At 66.6% G+C, this 22,960-nt stretch carries 38 protein-coding genes; all 38 read left to right on the top strand.

Going from position 1 to position 22,960, the window contains the following annotated elements; genetic code table 11:
* Window positions 1-163 precede the first annotated feature (163 nt).
* The 38 genes from AMYNI_RS44430 to rplQ all read left to right on the top strand — a co-directional run bounded on the left by AMYNI_RS44430 (window position 164) and on the right by rplQ (window position 22,944).
* Window positions 164-343: a hypothetical protein gene (locus tag AMYNI_RS44430; RefSeq protein ID WP_020668430.1), complete on the top strand. Its 180-nt coding sequence runs from the start codon at window positions 164-166 to the stop codon at window positions 341-343.
* A gap of 371 nt (window positions 344-714) precedes the next feature.
* The gene (rpsL, locus tag AMYNI_RS0112885) at window positions 715-1,089 is read left to right on the top strand and encodes a 30S ribosomal protein S12 (RefSeq protein ID WP_003102113.1); all 375 of its coding nucleotides are present in this window, start codon (window positions 715-717) and stop codon (window positions 1,087-1,089) included.
* Window positions 1,089-1,559 carry a 30S ribosomal protein S7 gene (gene rpsG, locus AMYNI_RS0112880; protein ID WP_007031033.1) on the top strand — a complete coding sequence of 157 codons (471 nt, stop codon included), beginning with the start codon at window positions 1,089-1,091 and terminating at the stop codon, window positions 1,557-1,559. The genes rpsL and rpsG overlap by 1 nt, the downstream gene beginning before the upstream one ends.
* Window positions 1,560-1,619: 60 nt before the next feature.
* Window positions 1,620-3,716 (top strand): elongation factor G, encoded by a 2,097-nt coding sequence (gene fusA / locus AMYNI_RS0112875; protein ID WP_020668429.1) that lies wholly within the window; start codon window positions 1,620-1,622, stop codon window positions 3,714-3,716.
* Between the two features lie 169 nt (window positions 3,717-3,885).
* The gene (gene tuf / locus AMYNI_RS0112870; protein WP_020668428.1) at window positions 3,886-5,079 is read left to right on the top strand and encodes an elongation factor Tu; all 1,194 of its coding nucleotides are present in this window, start codon (window positions 3,886-3,888) and stop codon (window positions 5,077-5,079) included.
* Window positions 5,080-5,464: 385 nt separating this feature from the next.
* Window positions 5,465-5,770 carry a 30S ribosomal protein S10 gene (gene rpsJ, locus AMYNI_RS0112865; protein WP_020668427.1) on the top strand — a complete coding sequence of 102 codons (306 nt, stop codon included), beginning with the start codon at window positions 5,465-5,467 and terminating at the stop codon, window positions 5,768-5,770.
* Between the two features lie 31 nt (window positions 5,771-5,801).
* Window positions 5,802-6,458: a 50S ribosomal protein L3 gene (gene rplC / locus AMYNI_RS0112860; protein ID WP_026360390.1), complete on the top strand. Its 657-nt coding sequence runs from the start codon at window positions 5,802-5,804 to the stop codon at window positions 6,456-6,458.
* Window positions 6,455-7,144, top strand: coding sequence for a 50S ribosomal protein L4 (gene rplD / locus AMYNI_RS0112855; RefSeq protein WP_020668425.1), 690 nt, complete (start codon window positions 6,455-6,457; stop codon window positions 7,142-7,144). The genes rplC and rplD overlap by 4 nt, the downstream gene beginning before the upstream one ends.
* Window positions 7,141-7,452 carry a 50S ribosomal protein L23 gene (gene rplW / locus AMYNI_RS0112850; RefSeq protein WP_020668424.1) on the top strand — a complete coding sequence of 104 codons (312 nt, stop codon included), beginning with the start codon at window positions 7,141-7,143 and terminating at the stop codon, window positions 7,450-7,452. Before rplD ends, rplW begins: the two co-directional genes overlap by 4 nt.
* A 14-nt stretch (window positions 7,453-7,466) precedes the next feature.
* On the top strand, window positions 7,467-8,300 hold the full coding sequence (gene rplB, locus AMYNI_RS0112845; protein ID WP_020668423.1) for a 50S ribosomal protein L2: 834 nt from the start codon (window positions 7,467-7,469) through the stop codon (window positions 8,298-8,300).
* An 18-nt stretch (window positions 8,301-8,318) separates the two neighbouring features.
* Window positions 8,319-8,600 carry a 30S ribosomal protein S19 gene (rpsS, locus tag AMYNI_RS0112840; protein WP_020668422.1) on the top strand — a complete coding sequence of 94 codons (282 nt, stop codon included), beginning with the start codon at window positions 8,319-8,321 and terminating at the stop codon, window positions 8,598-8,600.
* 28 nt (window positions 8,601-8,628) lie between these two features.
* Entirely contained in the window at window positions 8,629-9,054 is a 426-nt protein-coding gene (rplV, locus tag AMYNI_RS0112835; protein WP_020668421.1) for a 50S ribosomal protein L22, read from the top strand.
* Window positions 9,054-9,902, top strand: a complete 849-nt coding sequence (rpsC, locus tag AMYNI_RS0112830; RefSeq protein ID WP_020668420.1) for a 30S ribosomal protein S3 — start codon at window positions 9,054-9,056, stop codon at window positions 9,900-9,902. The genes rplV and rpsC overlap by 1 nt, the downstream gene beginning before the upstream one ends.
* Window positions 9,903-9,905: 3 nt before the next feature.
* Complete coding sequence (rplP, locus tag AMYNI_RS0112825; RefSeq protein WP_020668419.1) at window positions 9,906-10,325, top strand: 50S ribosomal protein L16; 420 nt, start codon at window positions 9,906-9,908, stop codon at window positions 10,323-10,325.
* Window positions 10,325-10,576 carry a 50S ribosomal protein L29 gene (gene rpmC, locus AMYNI_RS0112820; RefSeq protein ID WP_026360389.1) on the top strand — a complete coding sequence of 84 codons (252 nt, stop codon included), beginning with the start codon at window positions 10,325-10,327 and terminating at the stop codon, window positions 10,574-10,576. The genes rplP and rpmC overlap by 1 nt, the downstream gene beginning before the upstream one ends.
* The gene (rpsQ, locus tag AMYNI_RS0112815) at window positions 10,573-10,878 is read left to right on the top strand and encodes a 30S ribosomal protein S17 (protein ID WP_020668417.1); all 306 of its coding nucleotides are present in this window, start codon (window positions 10,573-10,575) and stop codon (window positions 10,876-10,878) included. Before rpmC ends, rpsQ begins: the two co-directional genes overlap by 4 nt.
* Window positions 10,879-10,957: 79 nt before the next feature.
* The gene (gene rplN, locus AMYNI_RS0112810) at window positions 10,958-11,326 is read left to right on the top strand and encodes a 50S ribosomal protein L14 (RefSeq protein ID WP_020668416.1); all 369 of its coding nucleotides are present in this window, start codon (window positions 10,958-10,960) and stop codon (window positions 11,324-11,326) included.
* Window positions 11,326-11,640, top strand: coding sequence for a 50S ribosomal protein L24 (gene rplX / locus AMYNI_RS0112805; RefSeq protein WP_020668415.1), 315 nt, complete (start codon window positions 11,326-11,328; stop codon window positions 11,638-11,640). The genes rplN and rplX overlap by 1 nt, the downstream gene beginning before the upstream one ends.
* A complete protein-coding gene (rplE, locus tag AMYNI_RS0112800; RefSeq protein WP_020668414.1) occupies window positions 11,640-12,203 on the top strand; it encodes a 50S ribosomal protein L5 in 564 nt (187 codons plus the stop codon). Before rplX ends, rplE begins: the two co-directional genes overlap by 1 nt.
* 4 nt (window positions 12,204-12,207) lie before the next feature.
* Window positions 12,208-12,393: a type Z 30S ribosomal protein S14 gene (locus tag AMYNI_RS0112795; protein ID WP_004558870.1), complete on the top strand. Its 186-nt coding sequence runs from the start codon at window positions 12,208-12,210 to the stop codon at window positions 12,391-12,393.
* 72 nt (window positions 12,394-12,465) lie between these two features.
* The gene (gene rpsH, locus AMYNI_RS0112790) at window positions 12,466-12,864 is read left to right on the top strand and encodes a 30S ribosomal protein S8 (RefSeq protein ID WP_020668413.1); all 399 of its coding nucleotides are present in this window, start codon (window positions 12,466-12,468) and stop codon (window positions 12,862-12,864) included.
* A gap of 16 nt (window positions 12,865-12,880) precedes the next feature.
* Entirely contained in the window at window positions 12,881-13,420 is a 540-nt protein-coding gene (rplF, locus tag AMYNI_RS0112785) for a 50S ribosomal protein L6 (protein WP_020668412.1), read from the top strand.
* A gap of 2 nt (window positions 13,421-13,422) precedes the next feature.
* Window positions 13,423-13,824, top strand: coding sequence for a 50S ribosomal protein L18 (gene rplR / locus AMYNI_RS0112780; RefSeq protein WP_040405718.1), 402 nt, complete (start codon window positions 13,423-13,425; stop codon window positions 13,822-13,824).
* A 31-nt stretch (window positions 13,825-13,855) separates the two neighbouring features.
* Entirely contained in the window at window positions 13,856-14,512 is a 657-nt protein-coding gene (gene rpsE / locus AMYNI_RS0112775) for a 30S ribosomal protein S5 (protein ID WP_020668410.1), read from the top strand.
* 1 nt (window position 14,513) lies between these two features.
* Window positions 14,514-14,696 carry a 50S ribosomal protein L30 gene (rpmD, locus tag AMYNI_RS0112770; RefSeq protein WP_020668409.1) on the top strand — a complete coding sequence of 61 codons (183 nt, stop codon included), beginning with the start codon at window positions 14,514-14,516 and terminating at the stop codon, window positions 14,694-14,696.
* Window positions 14,696-15,139, top strand: coding sequence for a 50S ribosomal protein L15 (rplO, locus tag AMYNI_RS0112765; RefSeq protein WP_020668408.1), 444 nt, complete (start codon window positions 14,696-14,698; stop codon window positions 15,137-15,139). Before rpmD ends, rplO begins: the two co-directional genes overlap by 1 nt.
* Before the next feature lie 177 nt (window positions 15,140-15,316).
* Complete coding sequence (locus AMYNI_RS50520) at window positions 15,317-15,448, top strand: hypothetical protein (RefSeq protein ID WP_281170265.1); 132 nt, start codon at window positions 15,317-15,319, stop codon at window positions 15,446-15,448.
* A 298-nt stretch (window positions 15,449-15,746) separates the two neighbouring features.
* Window positions 15,747-17,051, top strand: coding sequence for a preprotein translocase subunit SecY (gene secY, locus AMYNI_RS0112760; RefSeq protein WP_020668407.1), 1,305 nt, complete (start codon window positions 15,747-15,749; stop codon window positions 17,049-17,051).
* Complete coding sequence (locus AMYNI_RS0112755; protein ID WP_026360387.1) at window positions 17,048-17,602, top strand: adenylate kinase; 555 nt, start codon at window positions 17,048-17,050, stop codon at window positions 17,600-17,602. The genes secY and AMYNI_RS0112755 overlap by 4 nt, the downstream gene beginning before the upstream one ends.
* A 44-nt stretch (window positions 17,603-17,646) precedes the next feature.
* Entirely contained in the window at window positions 17,647-18,423 is a 777-nt protein-coding gene (map, locus tag AMYNI_RS0112750; protein ID WP_020668405.1) for a type I methionyl aminopeptidase, read from the top strand.
* 395 nt (window positions 18,424-18,818) lie between these two features.
* Window positions 18,819-19,040, top strand: coding sequence for a translation initiation factor IF-1 (gene infA / locus AMYNI_RS0112745; RefSeq protein WP_009948665.1), 222 nt, complete (start codon window positions 18,819-18,821; stop codon window positions 19,038-19,040).
* 40 nt (window positions 19,041-19,080) lie between these two features.
* Window positions 19,081-19,194, top strand: coding sequence for a 50S ribosomal protein L36 (gene rpmJ / locus AMYNI_RS0112740; protein WP_004558882.1), 114 nt, complete (start codon window positions 19,081-19,083; stop codon window positions 19,192-19,194).
* Between the two features lie 208 nt (window positions 19,195-19,402).
* Complete coding sequence (rpsM, locus tag AMYNI_RS0112735) at window positions 19,403-19,783, top strand: 30S ribosomal protein S13 (protein ID WP_020668404.1); 381 nt, start codon at window positions 19,403-19,405, stop codon at window positions 19,781-19,783.
* Entirely contained in the window at window positions 19,780-19,968 is a 189-nt protein-coding gene (locus AMYNI_RS50115; protein ID WP_026360386.1) for a hypothetical protein, read from the top strand. The genes rpsM and AMYNI_RS50115 overlap by 4 nt, the downstream gene beginning before the upstream one ends.
* A gap of 19 nt (window positions 19,969-19,987) precedes the next feature.
* The gene (rpsK, locus tag AMYNI_RS0112725) at window positions 19,988-20,392 is read left to right on the top strand and encodes a 30S ribosomal protein S11 (protein ID WP_020668402.1); all 405 of its coding nucleotides are present in this window, start codon (window positions 19,988-19,990) and stop codon (window positions 20,390-20,392) included.
* 23 nt (window positions 20,393-20,415) lie between these two features.
* Window positions 20,416-21,021, top strand: a complete 606-nt coding sequence (rpsD, locus tag AMYNI_RS0112720) for a 30S ribosomal protein S4 (RefSeq protein ID WP_020668401.1) — start codon at window positions 20,416-20,418, stop codon at window positions 21,019-21,021.
* 154 nt (window positions 21,022-21,175) lie between these two features.
* Window positions 21,176-22,249, top strand: a complete 1,074-nt coding sequence (locus AMYNI_RS0112715) for a DNA-directed RNA polymerase subunit alpha (RefSeq protein WP_020668400.1) — start codon at window positions 21,176-21,178, stop codon at window positions 22,247-22,249.
* A gap of 77 nt (window positions 22,250-22,326) precedes the next feature.
* Window positions 22,327-22,944, top strand: coding sequence for a 50S ribosomal protein L17 (gene rplQ / locus AMYNI_RS0112710; protein ID WP_020668399.1), 618 nt, complete (start codon window positions 22,327-22,329; stop codon window positions 22,942-22,944).
* The last annotated feature ends 16 nt before the right edge of the window (window positions 22,945-22,960 follow it).

Raw genomic sequence — 22,960 nt, 5'->3', positions numbered from 1 at the left:
CAGCCCCATGACCTGCAGTTATCCGGCTGGCACCCCATGATGGACCATTCGGTGCCGGGAGGGGAGCGGTCCGGCTGAACTGACGCTTGCGCACCACCCGAATGGGTCGGAGATGCGATAGGTAGCGTGACGCGGAGTTCACAGGCGATACGAGGAGGGCTCCGTGAACAACGAACAGAACCCCGGCGGTGAGCGACCTCAGGGGGAGGCCGGCCCGTCAGGCGCCGAGGGGCGCACCGGGCGCCGCGCGGCGCCGGACGGGGCCGCGCTGCACCCGCTGATAGACCTTTCCCGCGACCCCAATCCCGGTGTGGCCAACCACGCCAAGCCGGACGAGGACTGAGCCGGGAACGGCCCCGGTGCCCGCGGGTGCCGGGGCCGTTTCGCTCCCGGCACGCGGCCGTCGGGAGCGCTACACTGGATGGTCCGGTGGGCTAACGACCCCCGATTTGGCCGCCCCGGAGGCGGCCGGGTATCTTTGATGACCGTGCCCGGCACATGTCGGGCCGCTCTGCGTGCCATTCGGCTCGGGCAGGGTGTTTCGGCACTCGTCCAGGGCTTTCGGCGCGGTAAGAGGCCAAAAGCAGTTCCACGGAAATCCCGATGGGAAGTTACCGGGTCGCAAGACCCTGACGCGGGCCGACACGCCCGACCGCGGGGACCGGGGAGACGAACTAGTAGACGCAAGCAAGATCGCGACAGAAAGCTGGTCCATTGCCCACGATCCAGCAGCTGGTCCGCAAGGGCCGCCAGGACAAGGCTGCCAAGCAGAAGACCGCGGCCCTCAAGGGGAGCCCGCAGCGGCGTGGCGTGTGCACTCGCGTGTACACCACTACCCCCAAGAAGCCGAACTCGGCGCTGCGCAAGGTCGCGCGTGTGAAGCTGACCAGCGGCATCGAGGTCACCGCCTACATCCCCGGTGAAGGCCACAACCTGCAGGAGCACTCGATGGTGCTCGTGCGCGGTGGTCGTGTGAAGGACCTGCCGGGTGTTCGCTACAAGATCATTCGCGGCTCGCTCGACACCCAGGGTGTGAAGAACCGCAAGCAGGCGCGCAGCCGGTACGGCGCGAAGAAGGAGAAGAGCTAATGCCCCGCAAGGGTCCGGCCCCGAAGCGGCCATTGATCTCCGACCCCGTCTACGCCTCGCCGCTGGTCACCCAGCTGGTGAACAAGGTGCTGAAGGACGGGAAGCGGTCCCTGGCCGAGCGCATCGTCTACGGCGCGCTCGAAGGCGCTCGCGAGAAGACCGGCACCGACCCGGTCGTCACGCTGAAGCGCGCACTTGACAACGTGAAGCCCACCATCGAGGTGAAGAGCCGCCGTGTCGGTGGTGCCACCTACCAGGTGCCGATCGAGGTCAAGCCCGGCCGCTCGACGACCCTTGCGCTGCGCTGGCTGGTGTCCTTCTCGCAGGCCCGCCGCGAGAAGACCATGATCGAGCGACTGCAGAACGAGCTGCTCGACGCGAGCAACGGCCTCGGGGCGAGCGTGAAGCGCCGCGAGGACACGCACAAGATGGCCGAGTCCAACAAGGCCTTCGCGCACTACCGCTGGTGATCATTGCCCGGCAGGCGATAACGACGCCGGGCCCCACGTTTGAGACAGGGGAACACTCTCGTGGCACGTGACGTGCTGACCGACCTGAACATGGTCCGCAATTTCGGCATCATGGCGCACATCGATGCCGGTAAAACCACAACCACCGAGCGGATCCTGTTCTACACCGGGGTCAACTACAAGATCGGTGAAGTCCACGACGGCGCCGCCACGATGGACTGGATGGAGGAGGAGCAGAAGCGGGGTATCACCATCACCTCGGCTGCCACCACCACCTTCTGGGCCGACCACCAGCTGAACATCATCGACACCCCCGGCCACGTCGACTTCACCGTCGAGGTGGAGCGCAACCTACGGGTGCTCGACGGTGCGGTGGCCGTCTTCGACGGCAAGGAAGGCGTCGAGCCGCAGTCCGAGCAGGTCTGGCGTCAGGCCGACAAGTACGAGGTCCCCCGGATCTGCTTCGTCAACAAGATGGACAAGCTGGGCGCGGACTTCTACTTCACGGTGAAGACCATCGAAGACCGCCTCGGTGTCCGTCCGCTGGTCATCCAGCTGCCGATCGGTGCCGAGAACGCCTTCGAGGGCGTCGTCGACCTGGTCCGGATGAAGGCGCTCGTCTGGCGCGGCGAAGTCCAGAAGGGCGAGGACTACGCGGTCGAGGACATCCCGGCCGACCTCGCGGACAAGGCCGCGGAGTACCGGGAGAAGCTGCTCGAAGCCGTCGCCGAGACCGATGACGCGCTGATGGAGAAGTTCCTCGAGGGCGAGGCGCTGACCGAGGCCGAGATCAAGGCCGGTATCCGGAAGCTGACCGTGGAGCGCATGGCGTACCCGGTGCTCGCCGGCTCCGCGTTCAAGAACAAGGGCGTCCAGCCCATGCTCGACGCGGTGATCGAGTACCTGCCGTCGCCGCTCGACGTGCCCGCGGTGGAGGGCATCCTGCCCAACGAGGAGACCGCGCAGCGCAAGCCGTCCACCGAGGAGCCGTTCGCGGCGCTCGCGTTCAAGATCGCGGCGCACCCGTTCTTCGGCAAGCTGACCTACATCCGGGTCTACTCCGGACAGGTCGCCAAGGGCGCCCAGGTCGTGAACGCGACCAAGGAGCGGAAGGAGCGCATCGGCGGCCTCTTCCAGATGCACTCCAACAAGGAGAACCCGGTCGAGGTCGGCCAGGCCGGCCACATCTACGCGGTGCAGGGCCTCAAGGACACCACCACCGGTGACACGCTGGCCGACCCGCAGAACCCGATCGTGCTCGAGTCGATGACGTTCCCCGAGCCGGTCATCCGGGTCGCGATCGAGCCGAAGACGAAGGCCGATCAGGAAAAGCTGTCGATCGCCATCCAGAAGCTGGCCGAGGAGGACCCCACCTTCCAGGTCAACCAGGATGAAGAGACCGGGCAGACGATCATCGCGGGCATGGGCGAGCTGCACCTCGAGGTGCTGGTGAACCGGATGAAGTCCGACTACAAGGTCGAGGCGAACATCGGCAAGCCGCAGGTCGCCTACCGCGAGACGATCAAGAAGACGGTCGACAAGCTCGACTACGTGCACAAGAAGCAGACCGGTGGCTCCGGTCAGTTCGCCAAGGTGATCATCAAGCTGGAGCCGCTCGACACGGCCGACGGTGCCATGTACGAGTTCGACAACAAGGTCACCGGTGGCCGCATCCCCCGGGAGTACATCCCCTCGGTGGACGCGGGCGCGCAGGACGCCATGCAGTACGGCGTGCTGGCCGGCTACCCGCTCGTCGGGTTGAAGCTGACCCTGTTGGACGGTGCGTACCACGAGGTCGACTCTTCGGAAATGGCTTTCAAGATCGCGGGTTCGATCGCGTTGAAGGAAGCCGCGAAGAAGGCGGGCCCGGTAATTCTGGAACCGCTGATGGCGGTCGAGGTGACCACACCCGAGGACTACATGGGTGATGTCATCGGCGACCTCAACTCCCGCCGTGGTCAGATTCAGGCCATGGAGGAGCGTGCCGGAACCCGAATTGTGAAGGCTCTGGTTCCGCTGTCGGAGATGTTCGGTTACGTCGGCGATCTGCGGTCTCGTACCCAGGGTCGTGCGAACTACTCCATGCAGTTCGACTCCTACGCGGAGGTTCCCGCGAACGTCGCGAAGGAGATCATCGCGAAGGCGACGGGCGAGTAACACCCCGAGCCTGTGGGCGCCGGGGGGTTCCCTGAGGTCCGCACAACCGACCAGAGACGATGGGAACCGCGCGATCCATTCGCGATCGCGCGGTTCCGATCAGACACCGAGTCGCCGTCCGACAGCCACGTTGGCCGGTGCAAGCTAAACAGTCCAGGAGGACATTCCAGTGGCGAAGGCGAAGTTCGAGCGGAGCAAGCCGCACGTCAACATCGGAACCATTGGTCACGTCGACCACGGAAAGACCACTCTGACCGCGGCGATCACCAAGGTTCTGCACGACAAGTACCCCGAGCTGAACACCGCTTCGGCGTTCGACCAGATCGACAACGCGCCGGAAGAGAAGCAGCGCGGCATCACGATCAACATCTCGCACGTCGAGTACCAGACCGAGAAGCGTCACTACGCACACGTGGACGCCCCCGGTCACGCGGACTACATCAAGAACATGATCACCGGTGCCGCCCAGATGGACGGCGCGATCCTGGTGGTCGCCGCGACCGACGGCCCGATGCCGCAGACCCGTGAGCACGTGCTGCTCGCGAAGCAGGTCGGCGTGCCCTACATCGTGGTCGCGCTGAACAAGGCCGACATGGTCGACGACGACGAGATCCTAGAGCTCGTCGAGCTCGAGGTCCGCGAGCTGCTCTCGGCCCAGGACTTCCCCGGCGACGACGCCCCGGTGGTCAAGGTCTCCGGCCTCAAGGCCCTCGAGGGCGACGCCAAGTGGGGCGAGACCGTGCTCGAGCTGATGGAAGCCGTGGACGAGAACGTGCCGGACCCGGTGCGTGAGCTCGACAAGCCGTTCCTGATGCCGGTCGAGGACGTCTTCACCATCACCGGCCGCGGCACCGTGGTGACCGGCCGGGTGGAGCGCGGCCAGGTCAACGTGAACGAAGAGGTCGAGATCGTGGGTATCCGCGAGAAGTCGACCAAGACCACCGTGACCGGTGTCGAGATGTTCCGCAAGCTGCTCGACTCGGGCCAGGCCGGTGACAACGTCGGTCTGCTCCTGCGCGGTATCAAGCGTGAGGACGTGGAGCGCGGCCAGGTCATCGTGAAGCCGGGCACCACCACCCCGCACACCGAGTTCGAGGGCTCGGTGTACATCCTGTCCAAGGACGAGGGTGGCCGGCACACGCCGTTCTTCAACAACTACCGCCCGCAGTTCTACTTCCGTACCACGGACGTGACCGGCGTGGTGACCCTTCCCGAGGGCACCGAGATGGTCATGCCGGGCGACAACACCGACATCTCGGTGACGCTGATCCAGCCGATCGCCATGGACGAGGGCCTTCGCTTCGCCATCCGCGAGGGTGGCCGGACCGTCGGCGCCGGCCAGGTCACCAAGATCAACAAGTAACTCGGAAATCGGGGTGAACACCCCCGGTTCCGGCTTGAAAATCTAGGTGTGCGAGACTATTAGGGTTGCTCGTCGCGGGGCGGCCGATCTCGTTCGAGATTGGCCGCCCCGGCGCGAGTGGCCTTGGTCCGTCGAGTTTCTCCCTCCGGGGAGTGGACACGCGGGCAAGGGAACACCGGGCAAGGTCCGGCGGACCCCCTCAAGTTGAGGATTACCAGGCACGACGATGCCCCCAAGGGATTCGTCTGTGCGGCGGGCGCGACACGCCCGACCGCGTGGACCGGGGACCAGGGTGTTGAAGTGCGAAAACCGGGGCCAAACGGCTCGCCGCTAGGCCTTGGTTTGCGAGATAGCGGCACGAGACGACAAGGAACGAGCTGCCACCATGGCGGGACAGAAGATCCGCATCCGGCTCAAGGCCTACGACCACGAGGCGATCGACTCCTCGGCGCGCAAGATCGTTGAGACGGTCACGCGCACCGGCGCCCGTGTTGTCGGGCCGGTGCCGCTGCCCACCGAGAAGAACGTTTACTGCGTCATCCGCTCGCCGCACAAGTACAAGGACTCGCGCGAGCACTTCGAGATGCGCACGCACAAGCGTCTGATCGACATCCTCGACCCGACGCCGAAGACGGTCGACGCGCTGATGCGCATCGATCTGCCGGCGAGCGTCGACGTCAACATCCAGTAAGCGTTGGGCGAGCGGCGGAGATAAGAGACTCATGTCTGACAGGCAAGTGAAGGGCATCCTGGGCACCAAGCTCGGCATGACCCAGGTCTTCGACGAGAACAACCGGATCGTTCCGGTGACCGTCGTGCAGGCCGGGCCGAACGTGGTCACCCAGGTTCGCACTCAGGAAACCGACGGCTACAAGGCCGTCCAGCTGGCCTTCGGCTCGGTCGACCCGCGACGGGTCAACAAGCCGAGGACCGGCCACTTCGACAAGGCCGGCGTGACACCGCGGCGGTACCTCGCCGAGCTGCGCACCACCGACGCCGAGACCTACGAGATCGGTCAGGAGATCACCGCTGAGGTGTTCGACGCCGGCGCGGTCGTGGACGTCACCGGTACCAGCAAGGGCAAGGGCTACGCCGGTGTGATGAAGCGCCACGGCTTCAAGGGCCAGGGCGCCAGCCACGGTGCGCAGGCCGTGCACCGCAAGCCGGGTTCGATCGGGGGCTGTGCCACCCCGGGCCGCGTCTTCAAGGGCGTCCGGATGGCCGGCCGCATGGGCAACGAGCGGGTCACCACGCAGGGCCTGACCGTGCACGCCGTGCGCGCCGACGACGGCCTGCTGCTGATCAAGGGCGCCGTTCCCGGCCCCAGGGGCAGCGTGGTGTTCGTCCGCAACGCTGTGAAGGGTGGTGCATCCGAATGAGCACGGTCGAACTGAAGACTCCGGCCGGCAAGGCCGACGGCACCGTCGAGCTGCCTGCCGAGATCTTCGACGTGCAGGCCAACGTGCCGCTGCTGCACCAGGTGGTGGTGGCCCAGCTGGCCGCCGCGCGCCAGGGCACGCACTCCACGAAGACCCGCGGCGAGGTCTCCGGCGGTGGCAAGAAGCCGTACCGCCAGAAGGGCACCGGCCGCGCGCGCCAGGGTTCCACCCGTGCGCCGCAGTTCGCCGGCGGTGGCGTGGTGCACGGCCCCACGCCGCGCGACTACGAGCAGCGCACCCCGAAGAAGATGAAGGCCGCCGCACTGCGTGGCGCCCTCTCGGACCGGGCCCGCGCCGGCCAGCTGCACGTGGTGACCGAGCTGGTCACCGGTGAGACCCCGTCGACCAAGTCGGCGAAGGCCGCGATCGCCGCGGTGACCAAGGCCAAGCGCGTGCTCGTGGTCCTGCACCGCGACGACGAGCTGAGCTGGCGGTCCGCGCGCAACCTCGCCGAGCTGCACCTGATCACGCCGGACCAGCTCAACACCTACGACGTGCTGGTCAACGACGACGTGGTGTTCACCAAGGCCGCCTACGACGTCTTCATCGCCGGTCCCGCCAGGGGCAAGAGCGTGAAGGCCTCCGCCCGCGGCAGCGAGGTTACGGAAGGGAGTGACGAGCAGTGAGTTCGGTCGCCATTCCTGACCCCCGCGACATCTTGCTCGCGCCGGTGATCTCCGAGAAGTCCTACGGGCTGCTCGAAGACCACAAGTACACGTTCGTGGTTCGCCCGGACGCCAACAAGACCCAGATCAAGATCGCGGTCGAGAAGGTGTTCGGCGTCAAGGTTGTCAGCGTGAACACGCTCAACCGCCAGGGCAAGCGCAAGCGCACCCGCGCCGGCTTCGGCAAGCGCAAGGACACGAAGCGCGCCGTTGTGACTCTTTCGGCGGAAAGCAAGCCGATCGAGATCTTCGGCGGACCGGCCGCGTAAAGGACTGAGCAGACATGGGCATCCGCAAGTACAAGCCGACTACGCCGGGCCGTCGTGGCTCCAGCGTCTCCGACTTCGCCGAGATCACTCGGACGACTCCGGAGAAGTCGCTGCTGCGTCCGTTGCACGGCCGCGGTGGGCGTAACTCGTCCGGCAAGATCACCACCCGGCACAAGGGTGGCGGCCACAAGCGCGCGTACCGGCTGATCGACTTCCGCCGGAACGACAAGGACGGTGTGCCGGCCAAGGTCGCGCACATCGAGTACGACCCGAACCGTTCCGCGCGGATCGCGCTGCTGCACTACGCCGACGGCGAGAAGCGCTACATCATCGCGCCGGAGAAGCTCCGGCAGGGCGACCGGGTGGAGAGCGGCCCCAGGGCCGACATCAAGCCGGGCAACAACCTGCCGCTGCGCAACATCCCGGTCGGCACCGTGGTGCACGCCATCGAGCTCCGCCCCGGTGGCGGCGCGAAGATGGCCCGCTCGGCCGGCGCGAAGGTGCAGCTCGTCGCCAAGGACGGTCCGTACGCCCAGCTGCGCTTGCCTTCCGGCGAGATCCGCAACGTGGACGTGCGCAACCGGGCCACCGTCGGCGAGGTCGGCAACTCCGAGCACTCCAACATCAACTGGGGCAAGGCCGGGCGTAACCGCTGGCGGGGCAAGCGTCCTACCGTCCGCGGTGTCGTGATGAACCCGGTCGACCACCCGCACGGTGGTGGTGAGGGCAAGACCTCCGGTGGCCGCCACCCGGTGAACCCGAACGGCAAGCCGGAGGGCCGCACCCGCCGCCGCAAGCCGAGTGACCAACTGATCGTCCGCCGCCGGCGTACCGGCAAGAAGCGCTGAGCAGGGAGGTAGACACAAATGCCACGCAGCCTGAAAAAAGGCCCCTTCGTGGATGACCACCTGCTCAAGAAGGTGGACGTTCTGAACGAGGCGAACAAGAAGACGGTGATCAAGACCTGGTCCCGGCGTTCCACGATCATCCCGGACTTCCTGGGACACACGATCGCGGTGCACGACGGCCGCAAGCACGTCCCGGTCTTCATCACCGAGGCGATGGTGGGTCACAAGCTGGGCGAGTTCGCCCCGACTCGGACCTTCAAGGGCCACATCAAGGACGACCGCAAGTCGCGCCGCCGCTGAGCGGGCCACTAGAGACGTAGGGAAGCAGATGAACGCCCAGAACAACGCCACGGCGACGGCAGAAGAGTTGCCGACCGCCGTCGCGCGGGCTCGCTTCGTCCGGGACTCGCCGACCAAGGTGCGCCGGGTGATCGAGCTCGTCAAGGGTCGTAGCGTCAGCGAGGCCCTGGCCGTGCTCCGGTTCGCTCCGCAAGCGGCCAGTGAGACGCTCGCCAAGGTGATCGCCAGCGCGGCGGCCAACGCCGAGAACAACCTCGACCTCGACCCCGACACGCTGTGGGTCCGCAACGCCACCGCAGACGAGGGCCCGACTCTCAAGCGGATCAGGCCGCGGGCACAGGGCCGCGCTTACCGGATCCGGAAGCGCACCAGCCACATCACCGTCATCGTGGAGTCCCGGCCGAAGGACACCGCGAAGAAGGCGCAGAGCAAGAAGAAGGCAGGTGGCCGGTAGTGGGCCAGAAGATCAACCCGCACGGCTTCCGCCTGGGTATCACCACGGACTGGAAGTCTCGCTGGTACGCCGACAAGCAGTACTCGGAGTACGTGGCCGAGGACGTCAAGATCCGGAAGCTGCTCTCCACCGGCATGGAGCGCGCCGGTATCTCCAAGGTCGAGATCGAGCGCACCCGTGACCGGGTCCGCGTGGACATCCACACCGCCCGGCCGGGCATCGTCATCGGCCGTCGCGGCGCGGAGGCCGACCGGATCCGCGGCGCGCTGGAGAAGCTCACCGAGAAGCAGGTGCAGCTGAACATCCTCGAGGTGAAGAACCCCGAGGCCGACGCCCAGCTCGTCGCGCAGGGTGTCGCGGAGCAGCTGTCCAACCGGGTGGCCTTCCGCCGCGCGATGCGCAAGGCGCTGCAGACCTCCATGCGCTCGCCGCAGGTCAAGGGCATCCGCGTGCAGTGCGGTGGTCGCCTCGGTGGCGCGGAGATGTCGCGTTCGGAGCACTACCGCGACGGCCGTGTCCCGCTGCACACGCTGCGTGCCGACATCGACTACGGCTTCTTCGAGGCCAAGACGACGTTCGGCCGCATCGGCGTGAAGGTGTGGATCTACAAGGGCGACATCGTCGGCGGGCTCAAGGCCAAGGAGGCGCGTGACGCCGCCGCGGCCGCCGAGCGCGCCCCGCGTCGCGACCGCGACCGTCCCGCTCGCCCGCGTCGTTCCGGCGCGTCGGGCACCACCGCGACCTCGACCGAGGCAGGCCGGGCCGCGCAGGCCGAGAAGGCCGCGCCCGCCGCTGACACCGCGCCCGCGGTCGCTTCGCCGGACACGGCAGAGAAGACGGAGGGCTGAGAAGTGCTCATCCCGCGCAAGGTCAAGCACCGGAAGCAGCACTCTCCGAAGCGCGCCGGCGCCGCCAAGGGCGGCACCAACGTGACTTGGGGCGAGTACGGCATTCAGGCGCTTGAGCACAGCTATGTGACCAACAGGCAGATCGAGGCCGCTCGTATCGCCATGACCCGGCACATCAAGCGTGGCGGCAAGGTGTGGACCACCATCTTCCCGGACCGCCCGCTGACCAAGAAGCCCGCGGAAACCCGGATGGGTTCCGGTAAGGGCTCGCCGGAGTGGTGGGTGGCCAACGTCAAGCCGGGTCGTGTGATGTTCGAGATCAGCTTCCCGAACGAGGAGACGGCCCGCGAGGCGTTGCGCCGCGCGATCCACAAACTGCCGATGAAGTGCCGAATCGTGACCCGTGAAGGTGGTGAGTTCTGATGGCGAAAGCAGCAGGCGTTGCGGCGTCAGAACTTCGTGAGCTCACTGCTGAGGAGCTCGTGCTGCGTCTGAAGGAGGCCAAGGAGGAGCTGTTCAACCTGCGCTTCCAGATGGCCACCGGGCAGCTGGACAACAACCGCAGGCTGCGGACGGTTCGCACGGACATCGCGCGGATCTACACCGTGATGCGCGAGCGCGAACTCGGGCTGTCTGTTTCCCCCGATGATGCCGAGAGTGAGGGTGCGGCATGAGTGAGCAGCCTGAAGAGCTCGCCAAGGAGCCGGTGCTGAGCGCCGAGTCCGGCCGGAACTACCGCAAGATCCGTGAGGGCTACGTCGTCTCGGACAAGATGAGCAAGACGATCGTGGTCGAGCTCGAGGACCGCAAGAAGCACGCGCGTTACGCGAAGGTTCTCCGGAGCACGAGCAAGGTCAAGGCGCATGACGAGGAGAACACCGCCGGCGTCGGCGACAAGGTCATCCTGATGGAGACCCGTCCGCTGTCGGCGACCAAGCGCTGGCGCTTGGTGCGCATCGTCGAGAAGGCCAAGTAAGCAGAGAGCCGCAAGGTTCTCTTCAGTTCCGCAAGGCTGGGATCGAACCCAGAACCGGCGTGACATACCAGGAGTTGACGTGATCCAGCAGGAGTCGCGACTGCGAGTCGCCGACAACACGGGTGCCAAGGAGATTCTCTGCATCCGTGTGCTCGGCGGTTCGGGGCGGCGCTACGCGGGCATCGGCGACATCATCGTCGCCACCGTGAAGGACGCCATCCCGGCTGCCGGGGTGAAGAAGGGCGACGTGGTCAAGGCCGTCATCGTCCGCACGCGTAAGGAGCGGCGTCGACCGGACGGCTCCTACATCCGCTTCGACGAGAACGCCGCGGTGCTCATCAAGAACGACAACGAGCCCCGGGGCACCCGCATCTTCGGCCCGGTCGGCCGCGAGCTGCGCGATCGAAAGTTCATGAAGATCATTTCGCTCGCGCCGGAGGTGTTGTGATGAAGGTGAAGAAGGGCGACACGGTCGTCGTCATCGCCGGCAAGGACAAGGGCGCCAAGGGCAAGGTCATCCAGGCCTACCCGGAGCGCGAGCGAGTGCTCGTCGAGGGCGTGAACCGGATCAAGAAGCACACCCGGATCACCCAGACCCAGCGTGGTGCGCAGTCCGGTGGCATCGTCACTCAGGAAGCCCCCATCCACGTGTCGAACGTGCAGGTCGTCGACTCCGACGGCAAGCCGACCCGCGTGGGTTACCGCATCGGCGAAGACGGCAAGAAGGTTCGCGTCTCGCGCAGGAACGGTAAGGACATCTGATGACCTCCACTGAGAACATCGTGCCGCGGTTGAAGACCCGGTACCGCGAGGAGATCGCGGTTGAGCTCCAGAAGGAGTTCAGCTTCACCAACCCGCACCAGATCCCCGGCGTCGTCAAGGTCGTCGTGAACATGGGTGTCGGTGACGCGGCCCGCGACAGCAAGCTCATCGAAGGTGCCGTCCGCGACCTGTCGATCATCACCGGGCAGAAGCCCGAGGTGCGCAAGGCTCGCAAGTCCATCGCGCAGTTCAAGCTGCGCGAGGGCCAGCCGATCGGCGCGCGCGTCACCCTGCGCGGCGACCGGATGTGGGAGTTCCTCGACCGGTTGCTGACCATCGCGCTGCCGCGTATCCGCGACTTCCGCGGCCTTTCCGGCAAGCAGTTCGACGGCAACGGCAACTACACGTTCGGTCTCAACGAGCAGTCCATGTTCCACGAGATCAACCCGGACGCCATCGACCGCCCGCGCGGGATGGACGTCACCGTTGTCACCACCGCCAACACCGACGACGAGGGCCGCGCGCTGCTTCGCAAGCTCGGCTTCCCGTTCAAGGAGAACTAAGCCGATGGCCAAGAAAGCGCTCGTCCACAAGGCCGCGAAGAAGCCCAAGTTCGCGGTGCGCGCCTACACCCGTTGCCAGCGGTGCGGTCGCCCGCACGCGGTATTCCGCAAGTTCGGGCTCTGCCGGATCTGCCTGCGCGAGATGGCGCACGCGGGTGAGCTGCCCGGTGTGCGCAAGTCCAGCTGGTAACGGTTTCTCACGACTCCCACTTCGCCACAGGCCCCGGGAGGGGAACCAGGCGAGAAAGGTTGACAGGTCACCATGACGATGACCGACCCCATCGCAGACTTCTTGACTCGTCTGCGTAACGCGAACTCGGCGTACCACGACGAGGTCGTGCTTCCGCACTCCAAGATCAAGGCGAACATCGCCGAGATCCTCAAGCGCGAGGGCTACATCGCGGGCTACCGCGACGAGCCGGGCGAGAAGCACAAGAACCTCGTCGTCGAGCTGAAGTACGGCCCGAACCGTGAGCGCAGCATCGCCGGCCTCCGCCGGGTTTCGAAGCCGGGTCTGCGGGTTTACGCAAAATCGACCGAACTGCCGAACGTGCTCGGCGGCCTCGGCGTCGCGATCATCTCGACGTCCTCCGGGCTGCAGACCGACCGGCAGGCCAAGCGCAACAGCGTGGGCGGCGAAGTCCTCGCCTACGTCTGGTAAGGAAGGGGGCTCAGGCATGTCACGCATCGGAAAGCTGCCGGTCACCGTCCCTTCCGGGGTCGAGGTGACCATCAACGGTCAGCACATTCAGGTCAAGGGGCCCAAGGGCACCCTCGAGCACACCATCGCGGAGCCGATCACCGTCGAGCGCACCGAGGACGGCACGCTCGAGGTGAAGCGCCCGAACGACGAGCGGGAGAGCCGTGCGCTGCACGGACTGACCCGCACCCTGGTGAACAACCTGGTCGTCGGGGTCACCGACGGCTATGTGAAGAAGCTCGAAATCCACGGCGTCGGTTACCGCGTGCAGGCCAAGGGCTCGGACCTCGAGTTCGCCCTCGGCTACAGCCACCCGGTCAAGATCGCCGCACCGGAGGGCATCACCTTCACGGTGGAGACCCCGACCAGGTTCTCGGTCTCCGGCATCGACAAGCAGAAGGTCGGCCAGACGGCCGCGGTGATCCGCAAGCTGCGGCGCCCGGACCCGTACAAGGGCAAAGGCCTGCGTTACGAGGGTGAGCGCATCCGCCGCAAGGTCGGAAAGACGGGTAAGTGATCATGAGCGAATCGGCTACCAAGAAGCGGAAGCCAGTCGGCAAGGACATGTCGACCAGGCGTCGCGTCGCGAAGGCGCGCCGGCACTTCCGGCTCCGCAAGAAGATCAGCGGCACCGACCAGCGTCCCCGTCTGGTCGTCAAGCGGTCCTCGCGGCACATCGCCGTCCAGCTGATCGACGACCTGGCCGGGCACACCCTGGCCTCGGCGTCCACGCTGGAGGCGGACGTCCGCGCGCTCGACGGCGACAAGAAGGCCAAGGCCGCCAAGGTCGGCGAGCTGGTCGCGAACCGGGCGAAGAGCGCGGGCGTGACCGCCGTGGTGTTCGACCGTGGGGGCAACGCCTACCACGGCCGGATCGCGGCACTGGCCGACGCCGCCCGCGAGGCGGGGTTGGAATTCTGAGCATGAACAGCATTGATGGAAGGAAAGCCTGATGCCGGGACGTACACGGCAATTCGGCGGCGGTCAGCAGGGCGGCGGCCCCGGCGGTCAGGGCGGCAACGACCGCAATGACCGTCGCGGCGGTGGCGGCCGGGACCGGCGCGACGGCGGTCGTGGCGGAGCGGCCCAGGACAAGAGCCTGAACCTCGAGCGCGTGGTCGCGATCAACCGCGTGGCCAAGGTGGTCAAGGGTGGCCGGCGGTTCAGCTTCACCGCGCTGGTCGTCGTCGGTGACGGCGACGGTCAGGTGGGCGTCGGCTACGGCAAGGCCAAGGAGGTGCCCGCCGCCATCGCGAAGGGCGTCGAGGAGGCCAAGAAGAACTTCTTCAAGGTGCCTCGGATCGCCGGCACGATTCCGCACCCGATCCAGGGTGAGGACGCCGCCGGTGTGGTGCTGCTCCGCCCGGCCAGCGCCGGTACCGGTGTCATCGCCGGTGGCCCGGTGCGCGCGGTGCTGGAGTGCGCCGGGGTGCACGACGTGCTGTCGAAGTCGCTCGGCAGCGACAACGCGATCAACATCGTGCACGCGACCGTGGCCGCGCTGAAGGGCCTGCAGCGTCCCGAGGAGGTCGCGGCCCGTCGCGGCCTGCCGCTCGAGGACGTCGCCCCGGCTCGGATGCTGCGGCAGCGTGCTGGTCAGGGGGTCTGAGATGGTTAAGCTCAAGGTCACCCAGGTCAAGAGCAAGATCGGCACCAAGCAGAACCACCGGGACTCGCTGCGCACCCTCGGGCTGCACAAGATCCGGCAGTCCACGGTGCGTGAAGACACCCCCGAGGTCCGCGGCCTGATTCACACGGTTCGGCACCTGGTGGTAGTGGAGGAGGTCAAGTAATGGCCATCAAGATCCACCACTTGCGGCCCGCACCCGGGGCCAAGACGGACAAGATCCGCGTTGGCCGTGGTGAAGGCTCCAAGGGTAAGACAGCCGGTCGCGGTACGAAGGGCACCAAGGCCCGGAAGAACGTGCCCGCCGGGTTCGAGGGTGGGCAGATGCCCATCCACATGCGGCTGCCGAAGCTGCGTGGCTTCAACAACCGGTTCCGCACCGAGTACCAGCCGGTGAACGTGGGCGACATCGCCCGCGTCTTCGCCGACGGCGGCAAGATCGGTGCCGAGGAGCTCGTCGCGAAGGGCCTCGTCCGCAAGGGCAAGCTCGTCAAGGTGCTCGGCAACGGCGACGTGAACGGCGTCAAGCTGGACATCACCGCCGACGCGTTCTCCGGCTCCGCCAAGGAGAAGCTCGAGGCTGCTGGCGGTTCCGCCACCACCAACTGAGCCCTCCCGCTTTCCCCGAACGGCCCGCAGCCCCCGCTGCGGGCCGTTCCCTTTTCCCCAGGAGCGCGCGTTTAGCCCGCTAAACGCGCTCCCGGCCGCATGGCGCGTTTAGCGGGCTAAACGTCGTCGGCGCGGGGAACCTGGTCGCCTTACGCCTGGAGCGAACAACCTGCTCGGGTGGAGAGGGCGCTCGGCGGCTACCCGTTGCCGGCCACCCTCCGCGCGGACCAGCGGCCACCGTCGCCGGACGAGCGCACGGTGCCCGGCGCGGCCGTTAACACCGCGCATGACCCTCCGGGCCAGGCGTAACGTCGATTGCGGCACCGGTGTCATGCCGCTCGGGACCGCGGACGCGCTGGCCTTGTCAAGCACCTGATCGGCCGCCGACGGCCGCCGTCCGGGGGCCGTCGTACCGACCTACGTCGGGAATACCCCCAGGCGGTGGGGAACCATCCTGGCTTGCTGTTAGAGTCGGCGGCACGCTTCGGGACGAGTGTGCCCCGAAGCGTTCCTGGCTTGTCCGCCAGTGATGTTGTGTTCCCGCCGGTCTAGGCCGGCCAAGCCGATCGCCGGTACAAGTGCCGGTGACGCCGAGGAGGTCCCCCGCGTGCTCAGCGCCTTCCGCTCGGCTCTCGCGACGCCGGATCTGCGCAAGAAGATCCTGTTCACGCTGTTGATCGTGGCCGTGTACCGGATCGGTGCGGTCACTCCAGCGCCCGGGGTGTCCTATCCCAACGTGCAGGCTTGCCAGACCGACGATCAACAGGGCATCTACTCGCTGCTGAACCTGTTCAGCGGCGGGGCGCTTCTGCAGCTGTCGATCTTCTCGACCGGCATCATGCCCTATATCACCGCCAGCATCATCGTGCAGCTGCTCACCGTGGTGATTCCGCGGTTCGAGGAGCTGAAGAAGGAGGGCCAGTCCGGTCAGGGCAAGCTCACCCAGTACACGCGGTACCTGACGATCGCGCTGGCGATCCTGCAGGCGACCGGTGTGGTGGCGCTCGCGGACCGCGGCCAGCTGTTCCAGAACTGCGACAAGCCGGTCATCCCGGACAACAGCATCTACTCGCTCGCGATCATCGTGATCACCATGACCGCCGGTACCGCGGTGATGATGTGGCTGGGTGAGCTGATCACCGAGCGCGGTGTCGGCAACGGCATGTCGGTGCTGATCTTCCTGAACATCGCGGCCAGGATCCCGGCCGAGGGTGGCGCCATCCTGCAGAACAAGGGTGGTCTGGTCTTCGCACTGGTCTGCGTGCTCGGTCTGGTGATCATCGCCAGCGTCATCTTCGTCGAGCAGGGGCAGCGCCGGATCCCGGTGCAGTACGCCAAGCGGATGATCGGCCGCCGGATGTACGGCGGCACGTCCACCTACCTGCCGATCAAGGTCAATCAGGCCGGTGTCATCCCGGTGATCTTCGCGTCGTCGCTGCTCTACCTGCCCGACCTGATCGGCAAGCTTGTCGGCGACCCGAACGAGGCCTCCGGCTGGCAGACCTTCCTGCAGACCTACCTGGTGAACCAGTCCAGCTGGGTGCACATCCTGCTGTATTTCGCACTGATCATCTTCTTCACGTACTTCTACATCACGATCACGTTCAACGTGGACGAGCGTGCGGAGGAGATGAAGAAGTTCGGCGGGTTCATCCCCGGTATCAGGCCGGGACGCCCGACCGCCGAATACCTGAGCTTCGTGCTTGGCAGGATCACCCTGCCTGGATCGATCTACCTTGGCATCATCGCGATTCTGCCGAACTTCTTCCTGTCCCTCACCGGTCAGGGCCAGAACCAGAACTTCCCGTTCGGTGGGACCGCTGTGCTGATCATGGTCGGTGTCGGCCTTGACACCGTGAAGCAGATCGAAAGCCAGCTCATGCAGCGAAACTACGAAGGATTTCTCCGATGACGCGCCTGGTTCTCGTGGGCCCGCCCGGTGCTGGAAAAGGTACCCAGGCGGTGGCGCTGTCCGAGCGCCTGTCCGTCCCGCACATCTCGACCGGTGACCTGTTCCGCGCGCATGTCGGTGAGCAGACCCCGCTGGGCAAGGAAGCGAAACGCTACCTCGACTCCGGCGAGCTGGTGCCGGACTCGGTGACCAACGAGATGGTGCGCGAGCGGCTCGCCGAGAGCGACGTCAAGGCCGGTTTCCTGCTGGACGGCTTTCCGCGCAACACCAAGCAGGCCGAGGTGCTGGGGCAGATCCTGTCCGAGTCGGACAACTCCCTGGATGCGGTGATCCAGCTCAAGGTGGCCGAGGACGTGCTGGTGCAGCGGCTGATGTCCCGTGGCCGTTCGGATGACACCGAAGAGGTGATCCGGCGCCGGCAGCAGATCTATCTGTCGGAGACCGCGCCGCTGCTCGAGTACTACGCCGACATCCTGATCACCGTCGACGGCGTCGGTGGAGTCGACGAGGTCTCCGCGCGGGTGCTGGCCGCCCTGCGCGAGCGCACGTGAATCTTGGTGGTCTCCGTGTGCTGCAAGTGCTTCGCCGTAGCCGCATGATCGAGGTCAAGACCAGGTCCGAGCTCGAAGCGATGCGTGCCGCCGGGCTCGTGGTGTGGAAGACGCTGACGCTGGTCACCGAGGCGGCCAAGCCGGGGGTTAGCACCGCGGAGCTCGACGAGCTCGCCGAGCAGACCATCCGCGACGCCGGCGCCGTCCCGTCGTTCAAGGGCTACCACGGTTTTCCCGCGTCCATCTGCGCCTCGGTGAACGAGCAGATCGTGCACGGCATCCCAGCGGACGCGACCGTGCTCGCCGATGGTGACCTGATCTCGGTCGACTGTGGTGCCATTCTGGACGGCTGGCACGGCGACTCCGCGGTGACCATCGCCGTCGGCGCCGTGTCGGCCGGCGATCTGGCGCTGTCCGACGCGACCAGGAAGGCGATGTGGGCTGGCGTCGAGGCGGCTGTCGCCGGAGCGAAGCTGACCGATATATCGCACGCTGTCCAGACCGCGGCCGAAGCCGCCGCACTGGCGGACGGCGTCGACTACGGCCAGATTGTGGAGTACGGCGGGCACGGCATCGGCACCCAGATGCACATGGACCCGTTCCTGCCCAACATCGGCAAACCGGGCAAGGGGCCGCGGCTCAAGCCGGGCATGGCGCTGGCGATCGAGCCGATGCTGACCGCCGGCGGGGGAGAGACCAGGGAGCTCGAGGACGGCTGGACCGTGGTCACCGCGGACGGCTCGCGCGCGGCGCACTGGGAGCACTCGGTGGCGATCACCGAGGACGGCCCCTGGGTACTCACCGCCCCCGCCGACTCCTGACCCACCCCGCGCGACGTTTAGCCCGCTAAACGCGCTCCGGGCCGCGCGGCGCGTTTAGCGGGCTAAACGCGCTCCGGGGTGAGGGCGTGAGGTGGTAACGGTGTTATGGTTGGGGTGGGGTGGCGTGAGATGGGTTCGCGGTGTATCCATGAGGGTGCGGGACGTCACCTGATCGGACGCTGATCGGCCCCCGTAAGGCGGATGCTCGCCTAGCACAGGTCACCCCCGTTTGGGGACCTCGACGCGGCCTGCGTACACTATCAAGTCGGCATGCTCATCACGCCGGTTCCATGGCGCTCGTGAATCTCGCGGCATTTGGAGTCGGGGTGACGCGCGTGCGCAGGCACCACCCAGGCAAGCACTCACCGCTCAACCAATCACGAAACGCGGAGGACATGGGCAAGAAGGACGGGGCCATCGAGGTCGAAGGCCGCGTAATCGAGCCGCTTCCCAACGCGATGTTCCGCGTCGAGTTGGAGAACGGCCACAAGGTCCTTGCACACATCAGCGGCAAGATGCGGCAGCACTACATCCGCATCCTGCCTGAGGACAGGGTCGTCGTGGAGCTGTCGCCCTACGACTTGTCCCGTGGTCGCATCGTCTACCGCTACAAGTGATGCAGGCGAGCGAAGCGCACACAGCAGGAAAGCAGGAGACGTGAAGGTCCAGCCGAGCGTCAAGAAGATCTGCGACAAGTGCAAGGTGATCCGCCGTCACGGCCGGATCATGGTGATCTGCGAGAACCTGCGGCACAAGCAGCGGCAGGGCTGATCCCGCACTCGTTTCAGAGTGGATTGACAGCTAAATAACCTCCCCGCACCTGCCGGGCCGAGCAGCACCACCGCCGGTCCGGTTCACCCCCGGACTTCAGGCCGGGGCCGGGACACCAGCCGCGCGAGCGGATGGCACGACAGCGAGTCGGTCCCGGGATGGACGGGGAGCAGACCTGGAGCAACGAAAAGAAGGAGCTCAAGCGCCAATGGCACGACTCGCTGGCGTCGACCTCCCCCGCGAAAAGCGGCTGGAGATCGCGCTGACCTACATCTACGGCATCGGCCGTACCCGCTCCAAGCAGCTCATCGCCGCCACGGGCCTGAACGCGGACACCCGCGTGAAGGACCTTGCCGACGACGACGTGTTGAAGCTGCGGGACCAGATCGAAGAGAACTTCAAGGTCGAGGGTGACCTTCGCCGCGAGGTGAACGCCGACATCCGTCGGAAGATCGAGATCGGGTGCTACGAGGGTCTCCGGTGGCGTCGCGGGCTTCCCGTCCGCGGGCAGCGCACCAAGACCAACGCTCGCACTCGCAAGGGTCCGAAGAAGACGGTTGCCGGTAAGAAGAAGGCTGGCAAGAAGTGAGCGTTCGGGGCAAGAAGGTCGTGCAGATGGGCGGCTCCCAGCGCCGCGGCACGGCTTCGTGTGTTTCACCGAAGGCTCTCTACGCCCGCCCGATGGCGCTGCGCCAGCTGTACACCGACGCCGGTTCCGTGATCCGGCGCGGACAGCGTGAAGCCGCAGTCGCTCACCAAGAGAACTCGCGCTAACGAGGAGAATCGCCCCAACATGCCACCGAAGTCTCGTACCGCGGGGACCAAGAAGGTCCGCCGCAAGGAAAAGAAGAACGTCGCGCACGGTCACGCGCACATCAAGAGCACGTTCAACAACACCATCGTTTCGATCACCGACCCCACCGGTGCGGTGATCTCCTGGGCCTCCTCCGGGCACGTCGGGTTCAAGGGCTCTCGTAAGTCCACCCCGTTCGCCGCCCAGATGGCCGCCGAGAACGCTGCCCGCAAGGCCGCCGAGCACGGCATGAAGAAGGTCGACGTGTTCGTCAAGGGCCCCGGCTCCGGCCGGGAGACCGCGATCCGTTCGCTGCAGGCGGCGGGCCTCGAGGTCGGCACCATCCAGGACGTGACCCCGCAGCCGCACAACGGCTGCCGCCCGCCCAAGCGGCGCCGGGTCTGAGGAACGGGGAGGAGTAAGAAGAAATGGCTCGTTACACAGGCCCCGCGACTCGTATCTCACGTCGCCTCAAGGTCGACCTCGTCGGTGGCGACCAGGCGTTCGAGCGCCGCCCCTACCCGCCCGGCCAGCACGGCCGCGGCCGGATCAAGGAGAGCGAGTACCTCCTGCAGCTGCAGGAGAAGCAGAAGGCTCGCTACACCTACGGCGTGCTCGAGCGTCAGTTCGTCCGCTACTACAAGGAAGCAGTGCGCCGCACCGGCAAGACCGGTGAGAACCTGCTGCAGATCCTGGAGTCGCGGCTGGACAACGTGGTCTACCGCGCCGGCATCGCCCGCACCCGCAGGCAGGCCCGGCAGCTGGTGAGCCACGGCCACTTCCTGGTCAACGGCAAGAAGGTCAACGTGCCGAGCTTCCAGGTCGAGAAGTTCGACATCATCGACGTGAAGCCGAAGTCCATGTCCATGCTGCCCTTCGTGGCCGCGAAGGAGTCCTTCGGCGAGCGCCCCATTCCGGCGTGGCTGCAGGTCGTCCAGTCGAACCTCCGCGTGCTGGTGCACCAGCTGCCCGAGCGCGCGCAGATCGAGGTTCCGGTGCAGGAGCAGCTCATCGTCGAGCTCTACTCGAAGTGACCGCGTCCGGGCCTGGTGCCCGGGCGAGGTCGGGTGGCGGCGCCCAGAGCGCGCTGCCGCTTCGCCTCAGCTGTCCGCCACGGCGGGCAGCTGAGGTGCGCCACACCTTTCGGCGTCATATGGCGGGCGCCGGCAGGAAACGGAGAAAGAAACAATGCTGATTTCCCAGCGGCCGGCCCTCGCGGAAGAGGCGGTCAACGAGACGCGGTCCCGGTTCACCATCGAACCGCTGGAGCCCGGTTTCGGCTACACCCTCGGCAACTCGCTGCGGCGCACGCTGCTGTCGTCCATTCCGGGCGCGGCGGTGACCAGCATCCGCATCGACGGTGTGCTGCACGAGTTCACCACGGTCCCCGGGGTGAAGGAAGACGTAACCGACATCATCCTGAACCTCAAGGAGCTGGTCGTCAGCTCCGAAGAGGACGAGCCGGTCACCATGTACCTGCGCAAGCAGGGCCCGGGTGAGGTCACCGCGGCCGACATCGTGCCGCCGGCCGGGGTCACCGTGCACAACCCCGACCTGCACATCGCCTCGCTCAACGGCAAGGGCAAGCTGGAGATCGAGCTGGTCGTGGAGCGTGGCCGCGGCTACGTGCCCGCGCTGCAGAACAAGCAGGCCGGCGCCGAGATCGGCCGGATCCCGGTGGACTCCATCTACTCGCCGGTGCTCAAGGTGACCTACAAGGTCGAGGCCACCCGTGTCGAGCAGCGCACCGACTTCGACAAGCTGATCCTGGACGTGGAGACGAAGCCGTCGATCACGCCGCGTGACGCCGTCGCGTCGGCCGGTAAGACGCTGGTGGAGCTGTTCGGTCTCGCCCGCGAGCTGAACGTGGACGCCGAGGGCATCGAGATCGGCCCGTCCCCGCAGGAGGCGGACACCATCGCCGCCTACGCGATGCCGATCGAGGACCTGGACCTCACCGTCCGGTCCTACAACTGCCTCAAGCGCGAAGGCATCCACACCGTCGGCGAACTGGTCTCGCGCAGCGAGGCCGACCTGCTCGACATCCGCAACTTCGGTGCGAAGTCGATCGACGAGGTCAAGCTCAAGCTCGTCGGCCTCGGTCTCGCGCTCAAGGACAGCCCGCCCGGGTTCGACCCGACCGCGGCCGCGGCCAGCTACGACGGAGAAGGCTGGTCCGAGGGCGTGGACGGGATCACGGACGGTATTTCGGACAACGGCCACGACGATGGCCAGGATTACGCAGAGACGGAGCAGCTGTAGGACCGGTCGCTTCTCCGGTGCGGTGACGCACCGGAGAAGCCTGGTTTCGCGGCTGAGAAGCTGAACTAGGAGAACCGATGCCCACCCCCACCAAGGGACCCCGTCTCGGCGGCTCGCCGTCCCACGAACGCGCGCTGCTGGCGAATCTGGCCACGTCGCTGTTCGAGCACGGCAAGATCACCACGACCGAGGCCAAGGCTCGGCGCGTGCGTCCGCTGGCCGAGAAGCTGATCAGCAAGGCGAAGCGGGGCGACCTGCACAACCGCCGCCAGATCATGCGGGTCATCCGCGACAAGTCGGTCGTGCACAAGCTGATGGCCGAGATCGGTCCGTTCTTCGTCGACCGCCCCGGCGGTTACGTCCGGATCACCAAGACGATGCCGCGCAAGGGCGACAACGCCCCGATGGCGGTCATCGAGCTGGTGGCCGAGAAGACCGTGTCCGCGGAGGCCGAAGCCGCTCGCAAGACGAAGTTCGCCAAGGACGCCCCGAAGGCGGAGGCCAAGGCCGAAGACGCCACGGACGCCGTCGACACCGCTGACGCCGCCGACGCCGAGGCTGAGGAGACCGCTGAGGTCGCCGACACCGCGGTGGAGGACAAGGACGCCGACGCGTCCGCGCCGGCCGCTGAGGAGGCCTCTGACGAGGCTGCTGAGTCCGACGATGACGCTGCCGAGAAGAAGGACAAGTCCTGACGGCAGAGCACACTCC

This window comes from Amycolatopsis nigrescens CSC17Ta-90 (genome assembly GCF_000384315.1).
In the GTDB taxonomy this organism is placed as follows: Bacteria; Actinomycetota; Actinomycetes; order Mycobacteriales; family Pseudonocardiaceae; genus Amycolatopsis; species Amycolatopsis nigrescens.
The sequence above is the reverse complement of the archived record's forward strand: the minus strand, read 5'-3'. Positions and strand labels throughout refer to the sequence as shown.

What these genes read in the sequence shown, in the direction of transcription:
- rpsD (WP_020668401.1), top strand. Translation starts at nt 20,416, where the DNA reads ATGGCTCGTTACACAGGCCCCGCGACTCGTATCTCACGTCGCCTCAAG.
- rplX (WP_020668415.1), top strand. Translation starts at nt 11,326, where the DNA reads ATGAAGGTGAAGAAGGGCGACACGGTCGTCGTCATCGCCGGCAAGGAC.
- AMYNI_RS0112715 (WP_020668400.1), top strand. Translation starts at nt 21,176, where the DNA reads ATGCTGATTTCCCAGCGGCCGGCCCTCGCGGAAGAGGCGGTCAACGAG.
- rpmC (WP_026360389.1), top strand. Translation starts at nt 10,325, where the DNA reads ATGGCGAAAGCAGCAGGCGTTGCGGCGTCAGAACTTCGTGAGCTCACT.
- rplQ (WP_020668399.1), top strand. Translation starts at nt 22,327, where the DNA reads ATGCCCACCCCCACCAAGGGACCCCGTCTCGGCGGCTCGCCGTCCCAC.
- rplR (WP_040405718.1), top strand. Translation starts at nt 13,423, where the DNA reads ATGAGCGAATCGGCTACCAAGAAGCGGAAGCCAGTCGGCAAGGACATG.
- rplD (WP_020668425.1), top strand. Translation starts at nt 6,455, where the DNA reads ATGAGCACGGTCGAACTGAAGACTCCGGCCGGCAAGGCCGACGGCACC.
- rpsK (WP_020668402.1), top strand. Translation starts at nt 19,988, where the DNA reads ATGCCACCGAAGTCTCGTACCGCGGGGACCAAGAAGGTCCGCCGCAAG.
- map (WP_020668405.1), top strand. Translation starts at nt 17,647, where the DNA reads ATGATCGAGGTCAAGACCAGGTCCGAGCTCGAAGCGATGCGTGCCGCC.
- rpsJ (WP_020668427.1), top strand. Translation starts at nt 5,465, where the DNA reads ATGGCGGGACAGAAGATCCGCATCCGGCTCAAGGCCTACGACCACGAG.
- rpsH (WP_020668413.1), top strand. Translation starts at nt 12,466, where the DNA reads ATGACGATGACCGACCCCATCGCAGACTTCTTGACTCGTCTGCGTAAC.
- rplF (WP_020668412.1), top strand. Translation starts at nt 12,881, where the DNA reads ATGTCACGCATCGGAAAGCTGCCGGTCACCGTCCCTTCCGGGGTCGAG.
- rplO (WP_020668408.1), top strand. Translation starts at nt 14,696, where the DNA reads ATGGCCATCAAGATCCACCACTTGCGGCCCGCACCCGGGGCCAAGACG.
- rplE (WP_020668414.1), top strand. Translation starts at nt 11,640, where the DNA reads ATGACCTCCACTGAGAACATCGTGCCGCGGTTGAAGACCCGGTACCGC.
- AMYNI_RS0112755 (WP_026360387.1), top strand. Translation starts at nt 17,048, where the DNA reads ATGACGCGCCTGGTTCTCGTGGGCCCGCCCGGTGCTGGAAAAGGTACC.
- rpsQ (WP_020668417.1), top strand. Translation starts at nt 10,573, where the DNA reads ATGAGTGAGCAGCCTGAAGAGCTCGCCAAGGAGCCGGTGCTGAGCGCC.
- infA (WP_009948665.1), top strand. Translation starts at nt 18,819, where the DNA reads ATGGGCAAGAAGGACGGGGCCATCGAGGTCGAAGGCCGCGTAATCGAG.
- rpsE (WP_020668410.1), top strand. Translation starts at nt 13,856, where the DNA reads ATGCCGGGACGTACACGGCAATTCGGCGGCGGTCAGCAGGGCGGCGGC.
- rpmD (WP_020668409.1), top strand. Translation starts at nt 14,514, where the DNA reads ATGGTTAAGCTCAAGGTCACCCAGGTCAAGAGCAAGATCGGCACCAAG.
- rpsG (WP_007031033.1), top strand. Translation starts at nt 1,089, where the DNA reads ATGCCCCGCAAGGGTCCGGCCCCGAAGCGGCCATTGATCTCCGACCCC.
- rplV (WP_020668421.1), top strand. Translation starts at nt 8,629, where the DNA reads ATGAACGCCCAGAACAACGCCACGGCGACGGCAGAAGAGTTGCCGACC.
- rplC (WP_026360390.1), top strand. Translation starts at nt 5,802, where the DNA reads ATGTCTGACAGGCAAGTGAAGGGCATCCTGGGCACCAAGCTCGGCATG.
- rplB (WP_020668423.1), top strand. Translation starts at nt 7,467, where the DNA reads ATGGGCATCCGCAAGTACAAGCCGACTACGCCGGGCCGTCGTGGCTCC.
- rpsM (WP_020668404.1), top strand. Translation starts at nt 19,403, where the DNA reads ATGGCACGACTCGCTGGCGTCGACCTCCCCCGCGAAAAGCGGCTGGAG.
- rpsS (WP_020668422.1), top strand. Translation starts at nt 8,319, where the DNA reads ATGCCACGCAGCCTGAAAAAAGGCCCCTTCGTGGATGACCACCTGCTC.
- AMYNI_RS0112795 (WP_004558870.1), top strand. Translation starts at nt 12,208, where the DNA reads ATGGCCAAGAAAGCGCTCGTCCACAAGGCCGCGAAGAAGCCCAAGTTC.